This window comes from Sinanaerobacter sp. ZZT-01, assembly GCF_035621135.1.
Lineage (GTDB): Bacteria > Bacillota > Clostridia > Peptostreptococcales > Anaerovoracaceae > IOR16.
Window position 1 is genome coordinate 2,670,639 of record NZ_CP141728.1, and the last position, 16,430, is coordinate 2,687,068.

Sequence of the window (16,430 nt, forward strand, 5' to 3'; positions counted from 1 at the left end):
TGATAGCAGTTATTTTGACATAATCAGGCAATTATCCCTAAAATGATAGCAATGACCCCAGAAACGGCTTTTGCGCCCCTTTTTATGTTATGTTTCATTTATATGTTGGTAATTCTAGCTTGCTTGCAGGATTTATCATCCACTAAAAACGGCATATGTATAAGGAGCGAAAGATATGAAAAAAACAAAAGCAAAGAAAATTTTATCTTTAATTTTAGTCGTTGCCATGACAATCGGGTTATTGCCACAAATGGCGATGCCTGTGTTCGCTGCAAGTGAAACAGCATACTCGTCAGGAGTTTCAGCAGGCACAAGTTCGGCACCTGTGGCTTATACCATCAGTGACGAGGCGCAGCTCGCTACTTTAGCAACGAAGGTAAATAGTGGAACTACCTATCAATACACAACCTTTGTGCTTCAGAATGATATCTCTCTCAATGCTGCGTGGACACCGATTGGAGGAACAAGTTATGCATTTAAGGGCACGTTTGACGGCAACAACAAAAAAATTACACAAGTTAAAATAGGCTCATCGACTACTCCTGAAAGCACCCTACAGTATATAGGCTTGTTTGGCAATGTTGACGGTGGGGCAATTAAAAATCTTGGGGTTGATATAGCAATTAATTCGGATTATGGTAGTGCTTATGTTGGCGGCTTGATTGGATACAGTATAAGTACAACAATCACAAACTGCTATGCTACAGGTTCTGTCACGGGAGGTGGCGCTGCTAATGTGGGTGGCTTGCTTGGATATAATCAAAGTGACATCATCACAAACTGCTATGCTACAGGTAGTATTAACGGTGGAGGCAGTGCTTTTGTTGGCGGCTTGGTTGGAGGAAGTAGTGGTGCTACAATTAAAAACTGCTATGCCACAGGCGGGATTACTGGCAAAAAAGATGCCTATGTCGGTGGCTTGGTTGGGTGGCTAAAAACCACCTCAATCGCAAACTGCTATGCCACAGGAAATGTAGTCGGTGGACATACTGCCACTGTCGGTGGCTTGCTTGGGTATGGGGAAAGCAACCCAATCAAAAACTGCTATGCTACAGGTGATGTCATTGGCGGATATAGTTCCGCTGTTGGTGGCTTCCTTGGTTGGGTGGTTGGAAGTAGCACGATTACAAACGCATACTGGAATAGTAATGCAAACCAGTCCGTAAATGGAATTGCTAGAACGGATGCAGCCAAACTAGGCATTGGAATTAATACTGACAGTACAACAAAAATGACATCTGCCGACATGAAGGACACAGCCTTTGTTACAACGCTAAACAATAATGGTTCCAGTATTTCAGGAGCCAGCACTTGGGTACCGATTTCTGAAGGTTATCCAACATTTTATGTTCCTCCGATCATAATCACAAAGCCAATTTCAATTGGTACAACTGCCCCTGTTACGGGGGTAGCCGTTGCAGACGGTACAAATACAGTTCCAACAGGTGCAATAGCTCCAGTAATTACTTGGTCTGACGACGGTACATCCTATGCTACTGCAAGCGGCAGCTTTGCAGCAAGCACGGAATACAAAACAAAATATGTGTATACTGCCAGCACAGGGTATGAGTTTGATAGCACAATTGCGGCAAGTGATATAACAGTCACTAATGGGGGCGCAGTAGCAGTCGTGCTTTCTAATGCTAATAAAACACTTACAATAACAGTAACTTGGCCGGAAACAGCAAGTAATGCTTGTGATATTACGGGGTTTAGCTTTGCAAGCCCTACTGTAACAGGGATAATAACAGGAACAAATATTGCTGTTATCGTTCCATATGGTACCATTATTACAAACCTTGTTCCGACCATTTTTATTTCACAAAAATCAACGATTTCACCGATAAGCGGTACAGGAAGAGACTTTACAGATCCTGTTATATATACAGTAACAGCCGAAGACGGAACAAAAAAAGAGTATACAGTAACAGTAACCATAGCGGCCGACCCTGATATTGCAACGGTCAACGATGCTAAAAATGCGGCGGAGAATGCAAGTTATGCAGAGATGAACCAAACGGACGCAATAAGTGAAGAGGCTATCAAAGACGCACTTAAATCAACCGCAACTACAGCGATAAACGATAATGGTGTAACCGTTACAATCAACAAAGTAAACTACACGGAAGCAGTTGCCGGAACGAGCGCAGATCCTGTCGGCACAAATGGTAGCTATGAGTTCACCATAACCGTAAGCAAGGGTAGTCAAACACAAATAACAGAAAAAAAGACCATTACAATTACTGCAACAGCTTTTACAGGTGTAAGTGATGTGGATGCGGTTGCCGCAGCTAAAACCGCTATAAAAGACGACACGATAACTGTAGCATTTGGTGCAGACCAAATTGCGAAAACAGCAGCTGTGCAAAGTTATGTGGACGGATTGCTGACAGGGGATGCTGCCGGAGTAACGGCTACTGTTACGTTTAATAGCGGAACCGGTGAATATGATGTTGTGATTTCAAAAGGAAGCGTTGAGGATTCAGCCATCATTACAATGACAATCACAGAAGATGCCGACCCGGACATTGCAACGGTCAACAATGCTAAAAATGCGGCAGAAAGTGCAACCTATGTAGATATGAACCAAGCAGCGGCAATAAGTGAAGATGCCATCAAAGACGCACTTAAATCAACCGCAACTACTGCGATAAACGATAATGGTGTAACCGTTACAATTAACAAAGTAAGCTACACGGAACCAGTTGCCGGAACGAGTGCAAATCCTGCCGGCACAAATGGTAGCTATGAGTTCACCATAGCCGTAAACAAGGGTAGCCAAACACAAATAACAGAAAAAAGGACAACTACAATTACAGCAACAGCTTTTACCGGTGTAAGTGATATGGATGCGGTTGCCGCAGCAAAAACCGCGATTAAAGACGGCACGATAACTGTAGCATTTGATGCAGGTCAAACAGCGAAAACGGAAGCTGTGCAAAGTTATGTGAATGGATTGCTGACAGATGCTGCTGCCGGAGTAACGGCTACTGTTACGTTTAATAGCGAAACTGGTAACTATGATGTTTCCATTGAAAAAGGAAGCGTTGAGGATTCAACCATCATTACAATGACAATCACAGAAGATGCCGACCCGGACATTGCAACGGTCAACAATGCTAAAAATGCGGCTGAGAATGCAAGTTATGTAGACATGATCCAAGCGGTCGCTACAGATGAAGTTGTTATTCAAGATGCCCTCAAAGCTATAGCAGAAAGTGCAGTGAATAACAATACAATTAACGTAACAGTAACCAAAGAAAGCTACACGGCGCCAACTGCCGGGACGAGCGCAGATCCTGCCGGAACAAATGGGAGTTATGTGTTCAAAATAACGGTTTCAAAGGGAACACAAATACGATTTACCTCGACAAAGACCATCGTTATTGTAGCAACCCCTTATGTGGAAATACCAACTTATAAAATTATAGGGATTGTGCAGGATGGAAGCAGCAGCAATGTTCAGGATGTGGCAGTTAAACTTATGCGTGGCAATAATCAGGTGGGGCTATCGGTTCAAACCGATGCAGATGGCAAATTCACTATTGAGAACGTAGTAAATGGTATTTATAATCTGGTGGTGAGTAAAAATGGTATTACCGTTACTACTCTTGTTGTAGTAAACAATGCGAATAACAGCCTTGAAAATGCAATCACACTTCCTAGTGGAAAGACCAATAGTGTTGTTGAAGTGAAACCTTCCACACCACCAATCGTTGTAGGTGGACTTGATAAACAATTTCAGACAACGGCTTCTGAAACCGATAAAGGGGTAACTTCAATCGATCATGATGTAGTAACAAACGGTGGATTAGTTGAAATTAAGTTTATTGCCGAGAAAAAGGATAACACGGCAACAAATGCAAGTGATATTTCAGTTACTGCAACATCAGACGGAAAAACAGTCGGCATCTTTGTTGACTTATTGGTATTAAAGACGGTGAAGGACAGTAATGGTGATGAAATTTCTTCACAATCTGCTATTCTTACCGAACTTCCAAATTTAATTGAAGTGCTGATTCCTCTTGATTCTTCCCTTCAAGGCAAGAGTAGTTATGTTGTTTACCGTTATCACGGTGCAAGTGTTGACACCATTACTACTACTGCAAAGGACGGTGAAAAAGTTGAACTTATCGATAACGGTACAGCCATCAAGCTTACTGTAAAAAAATTCTCCACCTATGCCATTGCATATACCACGCCAAGTAATCCATCAAATCATCATTCAAGTGGAAGCGGTACGAGTAGTAGCGTAGTAACACCAACTATCACTGCAGAAACAAGCAATGACGGCAAAATTACAATTAGTAATGATAAAAAGACTGCTACTATCACGCCTAATGATGGATATGTGATAGCGGATGTGATAGTGAATGGAAAGAGTATAGGAGCGACAGAAAAATATACCTTTACAGATAGCAACACGCACAAAATTACCGCAGTTTTTGTAAAGAAAAGTGCACTTCCGTATTACAATCAAGAGAACCAAAAGATTTACATTGGATTTTCTGCGATTGCAGGCAATCTCTATAAATATGTTGCCCCTACTGGTGTCACCGTAGAATTCAAAGAGAATCCAAAAAATTTTACAGACAATACCATAGCGTGGGCAAAACCAAGTATTGACTTTGTGACGGAGCGTGAAATATTTCTTGGGACTGCGCAAGATCAGTTTGACCCAAATGAAAGCATGACAAGAGCCATGTTTGTAACCGCAATTGGGAGGCTATATGAACGATCTTACGGAAGCATTTCCGAAAATGGAAGTGTTTCAGCAACGACCAGTTTCTATGATGTCAATGCAAACGGCTACTATGCCAAATATGTGGCTTGGGGCAATGAAAACGGACTGATTAAAGGCGTTGGAGAAAACCTGTTTGCACCTAACGAGAAGGTAACCCGTGAGCAAATGGCAGTCGTGATGCTGAATTTTGCAACCTATCTAAAAAAGACAAAGGTTGTGGACAGTTCACTTACATATGCGGATAGCACTAGCATTTCAAGTTGGGCGATTGACGGTGCTAAATACTGCCAGGAAACAAAAGTAATCACAGGCAGAGAAGGGGGGAGCTTTATTCCGCAGGGAAACGCTACAAGAGCCGAAGTAGCAGCGGTAATTGAACGGTTTATTAAAACCATTGTGGAATAGAGAAAAACGAACATCAATTTATTTAGATATTATAAGGACAGTCGTAACTTTTTAAATGAAGGCGACTGTCCTTATTAATTTATGTTGCAATAATCTAGGAACAGGAGATTGAGTTGCCTACTGGTGAAGGTAAAACTAATTATCTTCAAATAAAAATTATTAAAGTTTCAAAAGTCCATTAATCCCATGGAACACTAGCACACTGACATCATCAGATATTTTTTCAATTGCTATGCTACGATTAGAATTAAACCAGTTTTGATAAACAGCCAACATCCCTGAAATAATGAAGTCTGCAATTAAATTTATTTTAACCTCATCTGTTTCGATTTGGTTTAATATAGATTCTTTTATTTTTTCCTTCAGTGAAACTATAATCTTGGAAATCAAATTAGAATTGCTGTCTGTTTTTACTAGATAACCATAAAAATCCAAATCACTGTTTATAATGGTTGTTAGTTTTGAAAATATTATATACGGGTTCCTCATGTCTTCGTTTACGTTAATATCTTTTAAAGTTGCTTCAAAAGTGCAAACAATTTCATTCTCTATTTCATCAACAATCTGGTGGATTCCACTGTAGTAATTATAAAATGTTTTTCTATTAATATCAGCTTTATCTGCTATATCCTTAATGGCAATTTGATTAATATTTTTTTCTGAAAGAAGTTCTGCAAAAGCGTTACGAATTGCTTTTTTTGTTCTTATTATTCGGCGGTCGGTTCGTCTAGTTGTATTCATATAATATCTCCCAATTTTATACATTTTTATGTGTTTATGTGGTATATTGCACATTTTTTGTAATAAATGTGCAATTAGTATCACATAAGTGATATTGTGTCCATTGTTGATAGGTATCACTTGTAGTATAATACACATATGAGTAAAAAATAACAAATTTGAACTATTTCTAATTCTTGGGGGTGACTTTCGAAAAGAAAAAGATGAGATTAACTAATGTGGAGAAAAAAGATTAGTTGTACATAGTATTTTGTGTAGTGTAGCTGAGTAACTAACCGGATATGCTATGGAAAATTTATTTCATGTAAAATGATGGGATTACTCTCAAATGCCCTTTCAAATACACAGGAGAATTTGTTTGTGGGGGCTTTTTTATTTGGAGTAAGTAATTTTTTTATTTATAAATGGAGTCAACTTCCTTTACAAAAAATAAAATTACAAGAAATAATTATGAGAGCATATGAAAATATGTCATTAAAAAGGAGAAACATAAATGAAGAAAACAAACTTAATAGCAATACTTGTTTTTATAATTCTTTTAGTTGGATGCTCTAATGATAATACAGTACAAACACAAAGTAAAAACGCAAATACATCAACAGTTAGTACAAAGGAGTATGACACTGGTTTGGATTATTTAGGAATTGTAAGAGCGAAAGATACGAAGAATTATGCTTTTTTATCAGGAGGAAAATTAGAGGCTATATATGTTGAGGCAGGTGAAAAAATTAAAGCAGGAGATCTTCTTGCAAAACTGGATACTTCTTCATTAGAAATTGGTGCTAATACTGCTAGAATAAATGTCAATAGTTTGAAAAATTCATTGGAGACTGCAAAATCAGCATTAGATGCAACGAAAGTTTTACATGATAATGGTGTTATTGCTGATAAAGATTGGGAAGCTCAAGAAAATCAATATGTTACGCTTGAAGGAAATTATGAGATTGCTCAAAATAATTTAGAACAGGTAGAAAAGCAATTGATAGATTCAACTATTTATGCAGATGAGGATGGCTATGTAATGGAGGTTCCATATAAAGCGGGAGAAATAATTGCTGCGGGATATCCTGTAGTCATTATGAAAGGTAGTCAGAAAGTAATTTCTGTAGGAGTATCCACTGATGATATTGCTAAGGTTACAACGACAAGTGTAGTTAAAGTTGATGGAACGATTACTGCCAATATTGATAGCATTGGACAATATCCTGATGAAAAGACTAGAGCTTATACTGTAGATGTGGTTTTTGAATCAGATAAATATGAAATTGGTGATATGGTAGAGGTGCAGATTATTACTGGAAAAAATAGTGGGTGTTTTGTTCCTGTGCAGAGTATTTTTAATATTGATGGTATTGATTATGTTTATGTTGTAAACAAGGAAGGGATAGTAAGCCGTAAACAAATTATTAGAGGAGAGTTATGTAACGATACGGTGCAAGTTGATGGAATTGAGAAAGGAACAGTTATAATTAGTGACGGAGTTAAAAATATAAAAGAAAATGATGTTGTTATTTTATCTAACTCCTTAAATAGCATAAACCAAAGTAAGAATGCAAGCAACTAGGGAAGATAGGGGAATAAATATGAAGGAAAATTTTATAAATAGTTTTGTAAATAGTATTATTAATAAAAAGAATATCGTTCTAATCGTTGTGATTGCTATAATTGTAAGTGGTATTTTTAGCTATATATCGATACCAAAGCAACATTTTCCAGAAGTTGTATTACCTGTAGCCGCTATTAGTGTTGTATACCCTGGAGCATCGGCAGAAGACATGGAAGAGCTGGTGACCAAAAAATTGGAAGAGACAGTTCGGCAAACAGAAGGTTTTGACTCTTGTACATCTACTACTATGAATAGTGTAAGTGCAGTTATGGTTTCTTTAAGTATGGATATTAGCCAAAAAGAAGTAGACGAAAGTTTTGATGATTTAAGAAATCGTTTAGAAGAATTAAAAGAAACTTTACCTTCAGGAGTGACATCCGTGTCAATTGATACAAACGTCATGGATACAGCAGGTATGATTGTGGCTGTCACAGGCAGTGATGTGAGTGGTGACGAACTAGCACAGAGAACGGATGATTTGAAAAATCAACTGGAACTTTTAGATGGCGTTCGTAAGGTAGAGGTCTACGGCCAGCGGAATTCACAAGTAAAAGTCCATGTACATGCGGCACAATTAAATAATCTTGATATATCACTCTCGGAAATAGCAAATATTATTGGAGCACAAAATAGTATTATACCAATAGGGGATATTAATATTGATGATAGTATTATGACTGTAAATTCAAATGGAAAATTTGAAAGTTTGGATGAAATCAAAAATATTGTTATTGGTCAATCAGAGGTGGGGACAATTACTCGACTTTCTGATATAGCAGATATTCAGATACAAAACCCTGAAGACAGCGCTCATTATACATACAATAAAAAGGATTCTAATTTAATAGCTTTGTATTTTGATTCAGGGATAAATGTAGTTAATTTCGGAGACTCTATACGTCAGTGCATTGGGCAGTATCGTAATTATATTCCTTCAAATATTCAGGTGCATGAGGTGTATTTTCAACCGGATGTGGTATCGGATGCTGTAAATAGTTTTATTTGGAATTTATTAGAATCTATTATCTTGGTTCTTATTGTTGTTATGTTAGGAATGAACTTTAGAAATGGTTTAGTTGTTTCAGTCGCAATTCCACTGTCTATTCTAATTAATTTTATTGTGATGAAACTCATGGGGACTGAAATCCAGTTTGTTTCGCTGGCAGCATTGATTATTGTGTTGGGAATGTTGGTTGACAATGCAATTGTGATTAGTGATGCCATCCAAACAAATCTAGATAATGGGATGGAAAGAAAAAATGCAGTAATTGAAGGAACGAAAAAAATGATTATGCCAGTGTTTATATCCATGCTTACAACAGTGAGTGCATTTGCCTCCCTGCTGGCATTGTCTGGCGCGTACCGCCAATTGGCATTTACTTTACCAGTGGTAATTATTACTTGCTTAGTTGCTTCTTTTTTTGTATCAATTGCGGTTACTCCACTTTTTTCATATTTATTTTTAAAGCCATCTAAAATAAAAAAAGATAATTCTGGAAAATTAGTTTCTATGTATGACTACATATTTCAAAAGGCTTTTAGGAATAGAAAACGCACCATTCTGATAGCATTGGTATTCATGGTTGTATGTGGGCTAACCTTATCAATTATTGATATGCAGGTAATCCCAAAAGCATATAAAGATGTAGTAACCATTAATGTAAAAGGAAATGATGAAAATGATATTGAAAAAACAGCGGCTCTGATACATGAAATTGAAAAGATTTTAGACAAACAACCGGAGACAAAATATTATATGTCTGGAATTGGAATAGGAATTCCAAGATATGATTATTCGATAATGCCAAAGGCGACAGGAAATAATGTAGGGGATATTTTTATTAGAGTTGATTTATCCAAGGGTGGAAGATTTCATGAAACGAATGAGATGGTTGACTTCTTGCAAAATGAGATAGATTCTAATATTAGTGGAGGAAATGTTTTAGTTGATGAACTAGGTATCATTGCTTTTACATCAAAACCACTTGAAATGAAGATTTATAGTGATGATTTGGATGATTTGAATCAGTCTGCGGAAAAGGTAGCCAGCCTTATGAGACAGTTAGATGGAACCAAATACATAGATGCAGGACAAGAGTTTGCTACTTATAATTATTATGTTAATATGGATACGAAAAAACTTAATAGTTTTAGTCTTACAAAAGCAGAGGTTCAAAATGAATTGAGTATTGCGTTGATGGGAAGAAATGTTTCTATCTATCGCAATGAAGGGAAAGAATATGAGCTTGTATTGGATAGTGATATAGAAAGCCAGAATGCATTAAAGAATTTTCGAATAAAATCTTCTGTTAACCAAAATAAGTATGCCCTCCAGCAATTCACAGATGTACAGTTAAATCCAGAAATGAGTACTGTAACAAGAATTGATGGACGAAGGGGAAGGGCTGTAGGGTGTTACTACAGGTCAAAGTACAGTGACATTACACTTCAGACAAAATTGGAAAAGATGCTAGAAAACACAGAGTTTCCAGATGGAGTAACCTTGGAAAGATCAGGAATGAAGCATGATTTTATGGACGTATTGACTTCAATTGCAGAAGTTGCAGTTCTTTCCATAGCAGTTATCTTTATGATTTTATTGTTTAAATTTAATTCTATAAAGATTCCATTTTTTATTTTTACATCGGTTCCTTTTGGAATATTATCTGGGGTAGCAGGGTTATTTATTACAGGTGAGCGTTTGACCTTTTTTGCATTACTAGGTGCGGTAAGCCTCCTTGGCTGTGTACTGGCTAATGCTGTTGTATTAATTGAATTTATTAATGAAGAAAGAGCATTAGGGGCAACTGTGGATGAAGCTTGTCTTGAGGCAGGACGAAAAAGATTCCGTCCAATTCTTATGAGTACTATGACAACTGTACTTGGATTGATTCCACTTGGTTTTGGCGGAAATGAACTATTTGTTCCTATGGCAAGATTGATGATAATAGGTTTACTTGTTGCTATGATTATAAATCTAATACTGGTACCAATTATTTATGATATGTTTGAAAAGCAAACTTAGAGTGGATTGGAGGAAGATAGAATTTCTTTAGTGGCATTGATAGAGGCGGAATAAAGAGTCAGCATTTTTAGCTGTGGTAGAAATCGTTCTTTGATCGGAATCAGAAAAAAGATATTGAAGCATTTGTTGATTATACAGGAACATGAATGAAACAAATATATAATTGTCTACACGAAGTGGCGCACTTGACTTGGAATTTACCTTAAACAATTTTCTTCTTGCGCCCTTTTTGTTTACTTGACAACAATATTTAAACATGCTACTATCTTATTGTTTACTAGGAAACGATAAGGGGGTGCAAAATGGAACGAGAAATGCTTCGGCAGTTTATGCAGCTTTATAACAATCAAGATGTACTTAGCAATCTTATAAATAGTGGTTTAAATTCACGATATAGTAATTCAGAATTGCACTGCATTGAAGCTATCGGAAAGCTTGAACGCCCAAATGGAGTGCAACTCGCTACGCTTCTATCGATGACTAGAGGTGCAGTTACAAAGCTAGCTAAGCGCTTACTACAGGATGGTCTTATAGAACGTTATGCTCTTTCTGATAATAAAAAAGAAATCTACTATCGATTGACCGCTATAGGCGAGGCTCTGTTTAAGGAACATGAGGTTGCTCATACAAAATGGGAAGAACGAGATATTGCTTTTTTATCTTCTGTTCCAATAAAGGAACAACAAGTAGTACTCGAATTTCTACAAAAATTTAATAACTATCTACAAGCAAAAATACAGGAGGAATCTCTATGAAATATGACTTGACAACACAAGTGGATGTGGCCTTAATGGAGCAATGGCTCTCCACCAAAGAGAATCGCCATCTAGCGACTGGACATGTAGGTACACATTTAGATACCTATGAGAAAAGTGATATCCCATTAGATTACATTATATGCCAAGGGATACTTTGGGATGTTTCAAATATTGCAGAAAACCGTGAGATTTCTCTCTCAGATATTGAAAATTTATACATACCAGAAAATGCATTTCTTCTAATACATACTGGTCGAAGTGAAAAAGAGAAGTACGGTACAGCTGATTATTTTCGAGAGCACCCGCAGTTATCTAACGAGTTGATACAGTGGCTTTCTAATCAACCACTTTGTTTTTTGGGAATTGACTGTGCTGGAATACGGCGCGGAAAAGAGCATGAGCCTGCCGACAGAATGCTAGAGAAGAATGGTATCTTTGTTATTGAGAATCTTAGTAATCTTAATCAATTACGAAACACTGATGCCTTTCAGGTTTATACTCTTTGGTTTGATGATCCTGTCGCCACAGGATTGCGATGTAAAGTGGTGGCGGATATTATATAAAAAAATCACCATCAGGTAAACGATAAAAGGTGGCTTGGCTAAAAGAACAAAGGTAAGAAAGGTACATCGATATGACTAGAGTAAAAGAAAATATTATTTTTTAGTTTCTAAGAATATTAGAAGGGAGCGAATTTTTCATGACTGGACTAGATAAGAAGAAACTTTATCCAAACGAAAAAATAAAGACGGTTTGTTATATAAGTAATTTGCCCAAAAGAGACAATGTAGAAATTGGGGAATACACTTATTACAGTGATAATGTAAATTCTCCTGAAAAATTTTATGATAACATAGAACATCATTATGAATTTTTAGGAGATAAATTAATAATAGGTAAATTCTGTGCGATAGCACAAGGTGTTAAGTTTATCATGAATGGTGCAAACCATAGAATGGAGGGGATTTCCACATATCCATTTTATATCTTTGGGGGTGGTTGGGAAAAAGATACGCCTACAGTAAAACAGTTACCTTATAAAGGAGATACTATAATTGGTAATGATGTGTGGATCGGGCAAAATGTGACTATAATGCCAGGAGTTAAATTGGGTGACGGATCCATTATTTCAGCTAATTCAACGGTAATAGGAAATGTTGAGCCTTATACTATTTATGGCGGAAATCCAGCTAAATTTATTAAAAAACGTTTTACTGATGAAGAAACTGACTTTTTATTAAAGATCCAATGGTGGAATTGGGATGAAGAGATGATCTTTAACAATCTTGAACAGATAACATCTGCAGCAGGCTTAAAAGAATTAATGAAACGACTAAAATAACTATATCATTTTTGTTGAAGTTTTCCCTGAACGTAAAAATAACGCAGCCGAAGCTGCGTTAGAAATATGAATTAGCATCAGAATCTTAGTGACAAGCAAGTGAGGCTGCCGTCGATTTTCTTAAACTCACTTGTATCAACCAGCCTTACCGGGTAGCCTAGGTCCTCGATGATTTTAAGAGTTTTAGGATATCCTTCAGGAACAAGAACTGTACCGTTAATGTACAGACTGTTGATTGCGTAAAGTTCGTCAGGGGCTACAACGAAGCGATTAAAGTCTTTGAAAGCTTCTAGCTTGTCAACGGTTTCTGTAACAAGCATATTGTTGTTTTCAAGGTAGATTGCGAAATCCTTTAGATGAAGGCCTTCTGTTACAGGTACTGTGGATGAAGTGTAGCCAAACTTTGTAACTATTTCGTTGAACTGGCGGGCGCCTTCTGCGTTTGTTCTGTCGCTCAGACCGACGTAGAAGTGGTCGCCTATACGCATTACATCACCGCCTTCCATTGTTCCTGGAGCTTCGATGTGAAAAATCTGATCATCTGAGTAGAACTTACGAATAGCTGGAAGGATTTCTTCCTTTTCGCCATTGCGAGAGTCCTTTGCAGGGTTTGTGATCACTGCACAACGCTCCATAACAACGGCTGGGTCTTCTGTAAAACATGAGTCAGGGTAACGCTCATCGGCTTCTAAATCTAGAACTTCTAATCCAAGAGATTCAAGAGTCTCAACGTATTTATCATGCTGTCTGGCGGATAATTCGTACTCCGGCTTCTCGCCTGCTTCTACGAACTGAGCCGTGGATATTCCGTCGATTAATGCTTTGCAAGGTTTCTTGGTAATGGCTTTTGTAAACATATTTATACCTCCGTAAGATTAAATTGATGTTTTTTATGTTTTGAGTATATAATACAAATAAAGATTCGTAAACAGCAAGTATATCATGGCTTCCATGAGTATTAATCATATAATGAACAAGGAGGTGAAACATGAGTCTCTCACAATACGAGGCATTTATCAAAGCTGTCGAGACTGGAACAATGACTCAGGCAGCGGAGGAGCTTGGCTATACACAATCAGGGCTTACTAAAGCATTAAATACATTAGAGGAGCAATGGAATGTAAAACTATTAACTAGAGGACGAAACGGTGTACAACTTACTACAGAAGGGCAACTGCTGTTGCCATATATAAGAACGCTCCTTCATGACCAACGTAGACTTTCCGAGCGAATCGGAGAGATCAATGGCCTTCGTGAAGGTCTTATTAGAATTGGAACATTTAACAGTGTCTCTGCACAGTGGCTCCCTGGGATGATAAAGAGATTTCAACATGATTACCCTGGAATCAGATTCGAGCTGCTGCATGGAACAGATACTCAGATTGTCAGTTGGATCGCTGATGGACGAGTGGACGTGGGTTTTGTTGCATACCCAACTTTATCGGAACTTGAGTCCGAATTCCTGTATCGTGATCCCATTGTAGGCATTTTTTCTGAAGATGATCCCTATTCCAGAATGGAAAAACTCAACATTTCCGAGCTGCCAAATTTGCCGTACATTGCGCTCAACGAGGGAGTGGAGGATGAGATTACAGCTATTTTGGACAAAAACAGCATTACCTTAGATGCACGTTTCGTAGAAAGCGATGATCACGCCGTAATCGCTATGGTAGAGAAAGGGCTGGGCATTAGTCTTATGTCTGTAATGATGATACAGGGTTTTGACCGACGAATTGTGGCGATTCCTCTGGAGCCTCAGGGCTACCGTGACATTGGAATCGCTTGCCGCAACCATAACCTTCTGTCTAGCGCAGCATCAAGGTTTTACGAGTGTGCTCGTCGCTGGATAGCTGAGGAGTACAAGCCTATCGAACTATGACATATTTCTAAGGGGCTATGCATCCACAAAATAGAATCGACAAAATTTCAAGAAAATAATTCCTGAACAGCACATAATCCGGTAATTATTTTGGAGCTCATAATGGAATGACTTTGCTTGGTATTGGAGTATTGCCTTCTTATAGAGTGTGTAAAATGAAATTATACGTGTACAAAGGGGTTATTATAAAGTGCCTATTTATAGCAAATTATCCTTAAATTCCTGGTCTTTTTTTCTATTTTATGGTAAACTGTATTAGATTATGATGAAGAACATTTATTTAGGAGGATAAAATGCTAAAAAAAATAGTAGTTGCTTTAATTTGTGGAGTTATATCAATTGGGTTAATATCATGCGGAAGCGCAGCGGATGATAAAACAGATACCTTAGCTCAAAATGAAGAAAAAGATGTGGTTTTAGTTGATGATGAATATGTTAAAATAATATATTCAGGACTTGATGAAAACAATGAAACAATACCAACATTAAAATTATCTATAGAAAACAAAACAGATCAGACGTTTGCAGTTCAAACAGAAAAGGTATCTGCTGATGATAGTATGGTAACAACATATTTCAGCGAATCTCCTGCACCGGGTGAAAAAATCGATGCAAATTTAGAGTTAGAAGAAGTAGAAAAAGGTTTTAATTCTGTGGAAGGAACGTTTGTACTTATTGATGATAATTATGATACATTAAAAGAAGAGCCATTTAAAATATCTTTGGATGATACAGCAAAGATTGAAAAGGAAGATCAAAAAGAAGAAACTGGTGTAGTAATAGTGGATGATGATTATGCTAAAATAACATACTTAGGATTTGCTGAAGAAAGTAACATGGGGCCTACATTAAAATTATCTGTTGAAAATAAAACCGATAAAACATTTATGATTTTAACAGATCAATTCTATGTTGATGATAAGGAAATCGAATCAATGATGAGTTGTGACCGTGTTGCATCAGGCAAGAAAGCAAATGCAGAATTAACATTATATGCCGACAAAGATTTTAAAACTGTAAAGGGAACATTTGTACTTAATGATGAAGAGAATAATACGATTGCAACAGAACAAGTTGAATTTGAAGTACAATAAATAGTATTTAAATAATTTAATAATCAAGAAAAGTAGGCTAAGCTGTAGGTCAAATTAAGACCTACAGACTTAGTCTTTTTTAGCATTTTGATGACTTTCGACAAAATATATGGTTTTTTCTATAGTAAAATATGTATATAGAAGAACTGGAAATCTATAAAAGAGAGGAGAAACATTTTAAATTATATAATCAGCTCTCCTATAAAAAAATAATACTGTAATGAAGAAAAGGGGTAAAACTATGAAAAAAATGTGTATAATAATTATGACTGTTATTATGTTATTTTTACTATCAATAACAGCGTTTGCAGCGGAATCAACAACAACTAATAGTTTACAAAATTATTTTAAAAATGATCCAAGGGATTTAAAAATAAGTATGTCTGAGGCTGTAAACGACACAGGTATAAGCACAAGAGGATGGCCAGGCGAAGGACCTGCAAAACAAGTTACGAGTGTAAGTATTGAACAAGTTGGCATTTTGAACGTTGATGGTCATGAAGGGAATATCGGTGTTCTTGTAAAAGTTATAGGTTATGGCAGAGATTATGCAAAATATGATTCATCTCCGGTAAACTATTTTAGTTCAGAGGGTTTTATATTATATGGAACATTAGTAGATGGTTGGTATTATCTTTATGATTGTGGAGCACCAACATTAGGTGATCATAGATTTGATATTGAAATGGTTTCACTAAATCCTCCTTATACAGAGAAGTCTGCATGGGCAACATTTACAATTAAATAACATATTTCACGTTTATTTATAATAATTGTAAGAATGTGACCGGATTTGGTTGTACCAGATACACGAAATGTGTTTGTTATACGTGACG

At 36.9% G+C, this 16,430-nt stretch carries 11 protein-coding genes; 9 read left to right on the top strand and 2 right to left on the bottom strand.

Annotated features, from left to right (window positions below):
• Window positions 1-175: 175 nt before the first annotated feature.
• A complete protein-coding gene (locus U5921_RS12960) occupies window positions 176-5,149 on the top strand; it encodes a GLUG motif-containing protein (protein WP_324823880.1) in 4,974 nt (1,657 codons plus the stop codon).
• A 159-nt stretch (window positions 5,150-5,308) separates the two neighbouring features.
• Here U5921_RS12960 and U5921_RS12965 read toward each other — a convergent pair whose 3' ends face one another.
• On the bottom strand, window positions 5,309-5,890 hold the full coding sequence (locus U5921_RS12965; RefSeq protein WP_324823881.1) for a TetR/AcrR family transcriptional regulator: 582 nt from the start codon (window positions 5,888-5,890) through the stop codon (window positions 5,309-5,311).
• 493 nt (window positions 5,891-6,383) lie between these two features.
• On the opposite strand from U5921_RS12965, the gene U5921_RS12970 reads away from it, so the two are divergent.
• The 5 genes from U5921_RS12970 (at window position 6,384) to U5921_RS12990 (ending at window position 12,621) form a co-directional block, all read left to right on the top strand.
• Window positions 6,384-7,454, top strand: coding sequence for an efflux RND transporter periplasmic adaptor subunit (locus U5921_RS12970; RefSeq protein WP_324823882.1), 1,071 nt, complete (start codon window positions 6,384-6,386; stop codon window positions 7,452-7,454).
• 19 nt (window positions 7,455-7,473) lie between these two features.
• Window positions 7,474-10,521 (top strand): efflux RND transporter permease subunit, encoded by a 3,048-nt coding sequence (locus U5921_RS12975; protein ID WP_324823883.1) that lies wholly within the window; start codon window positions 7,474-7,476, stop codon window positions 10,519-10,521.
• A gap of 302 nt (window positions 10,522-10,823) precedes the next feature.
• Window positions 10,824-11,276, top strand: a complete 453-nt coding sequence (locus U5921_RS12980; protein WP_324823884.1) for a MarR family transcriptional regulator — start codon at window positions 10,824-10,826, stop codon at window positions 11,274-11,276.
• Window positions 11,273-11,842, top strand: a complete 570-nt coding sequence (locus U5921_RS12985) for a cyclase family protein (protein WP_324823885.1) — start codon at window positions 11,273-11,275, stop codon at window positions 11,840-11,842. The genes U5921_RS12980 and U5921_RS12985 overlap by 4 nt, the downstream gene beginning before the upstream one ends.
• Window positions 11,843-11,979: 137 nt before the next feature.
• Window positions 11,980-12,621, top strand: coding sequence for a Vat family streptogramin A O-acetyltransferase (locus tag U5921_RS12990; protein WP_324823886.1), 642 nt, complete (start codon window positions 11,980-11,982; stop codon window positions 12,619-12,621).
• 77 nt (window positions 12,622-12,698) lie between these two features.
• Here U5921_RS12990 and U5921_RS12995 read toward each other — a convergent pair whose 3' ends face one another.
• Window positions 12,699-13,478: a dimethylarginine dimethylaminohydrolase family protein gene (locus tag U5921_RS12995; RefSeq protein ID WP_324823887.1), complete on the bottom strand. Its 780-nt coding sequence runs from the start codon at window positions 13,476-13,478 to the stop codon at window positions 12,699-12,701.
• A 131-nt stretch (window positions 13,479-13,609) separates the two neighbouring features.
• Here U5921_RS12995 and U5921_RS13000 point away from each other — a divergent pair, with 131 nt between their 5' ends.
• The 3 genes from U5921_RS13000 to U5921_RS13010 all read left to right on the top strand — a co-directional run bounded on the left by U5921_RS13000 (window position 13,610) and on the right by U5921_RS13010 (window position 16,342).
• The gene (locus U5921_RS13000) at window positions 13,610-14,500 is read left to right on the top strand and encodes a LysR family transcriptional regulator (protein ID WP_324823888.1); all 891 of its coding nucleotides are present in this window, start codon (window positions 13,610-13,612) and stop codon (window positions 14,498-14,500) included.
• Window positions 14,501-14,793: 293 nt separating this feature from the next.
• Window positions 14,794-15,594: a hypothetical protein gene (locus U5921_RS13005; RefSeq protein ID WP_324823889.1), complete on the top strand. Its 801-nt coding sequence runs from the start codon at window positions 14,794-14,796 to the stop codon at window positions 15,592-15,594.
• Window positions 15,595-15,835: 241 nt separating this feature from the next.
• Window positions 15,836-16,342, top strand: a complete 507-nt coding sequence (locus tag U5921_RS13010) for a hypothetical protein (RefSeq protein ID WP_324823890.1) — start codon at window positions 15,836-15,838, stop codon at window positions 16,340-16,342.
• Window positions 16,343-16,430: the final 88 nt, after the last annotated feature.

What these genes read in the sequence shown, in the direction of transcription:
- U5921_RS13005 (WP_324823889.1), top strand. Translation starts at nt 14,794, where the DNA reads ATGCTAAAAAAAATAGTAGTTGCTTTAATTTGTGGAGTTATATCAATT.
- U5921_RS12960 (WP_324823880.1), top strand. Translation starts at nt 176, where the DNA reads ATGAAAAAAACAAAAGCAAAGAAAATTTTATCTTTAATTTTAGTCGTT.
- U5921_RS12970 (WP_324823882.1), top strand. Translation starts at nt 6,384, where the DNA reads ATGAAGAAAACAAACTTAATAGCAATACTTGTTTTTATAATTCTTTTA.
- U5921_RS13010 (WP_324823890.1), top strand. Translation starts at nt 15,836, where the DNA reads ATGAAAAAAATGTGTATAATAATTATGACTGTTATTATGTTATTTTTA.
- U5921_RS12995 (WP_324823887.1), bottom strand. Translation starts at nt 13,478, where the DNA reads ATGTTTACAAAAGCCATTACCAAGAAACCTTGCAAAGCATTAATCGAC.
- U5921_RS12980 (WP_324823884.1), top strand. Translation starts at nt 10,824, where the DNA reads ATGGAACGAGAAATGCTTCGGCAGTTTATGCAGCTTTATAACAATCAA.
- U5921_RS13000 (WP_324823888.1), top strand. Translation starts at nt 13,610, where the DNA reads ATGAGTCTCTCACAATACGAGGCATTTATCAAAGCTGTCGAGACTGGA.
- U5921_RS12965 (WP_324823881.1), bottom strand. Translation starts at nt 5,890, where the DNA reads ATGAATACAACTAGACGAACCGACCGCCGAATAATAAGAACAAAAAAA.
- U5921_RS12990 (WP_324823886.1), top strand. Translation starts at nt 11,980, where the DNA reads ATGACTGGACTAGATAAGAAGAAACTTTATCCAAACGAAAAAATAAAG.
- U5921_RS12975 (WP_324823883.1), top strand. Translation starts at nt 7,474, where the DNA reads ATGAAGGAAAATTTTATAAATAGTTTTGTAAATAGTATTATTAATAAA.
- U5921_RS12985 (WP_324823885.1), top strand. Translation starts at nt 11,273, where the DNA reads ATGAAATATGACTTGACAACACAAGTGGATGTGGCCTTAATGGAGCAA.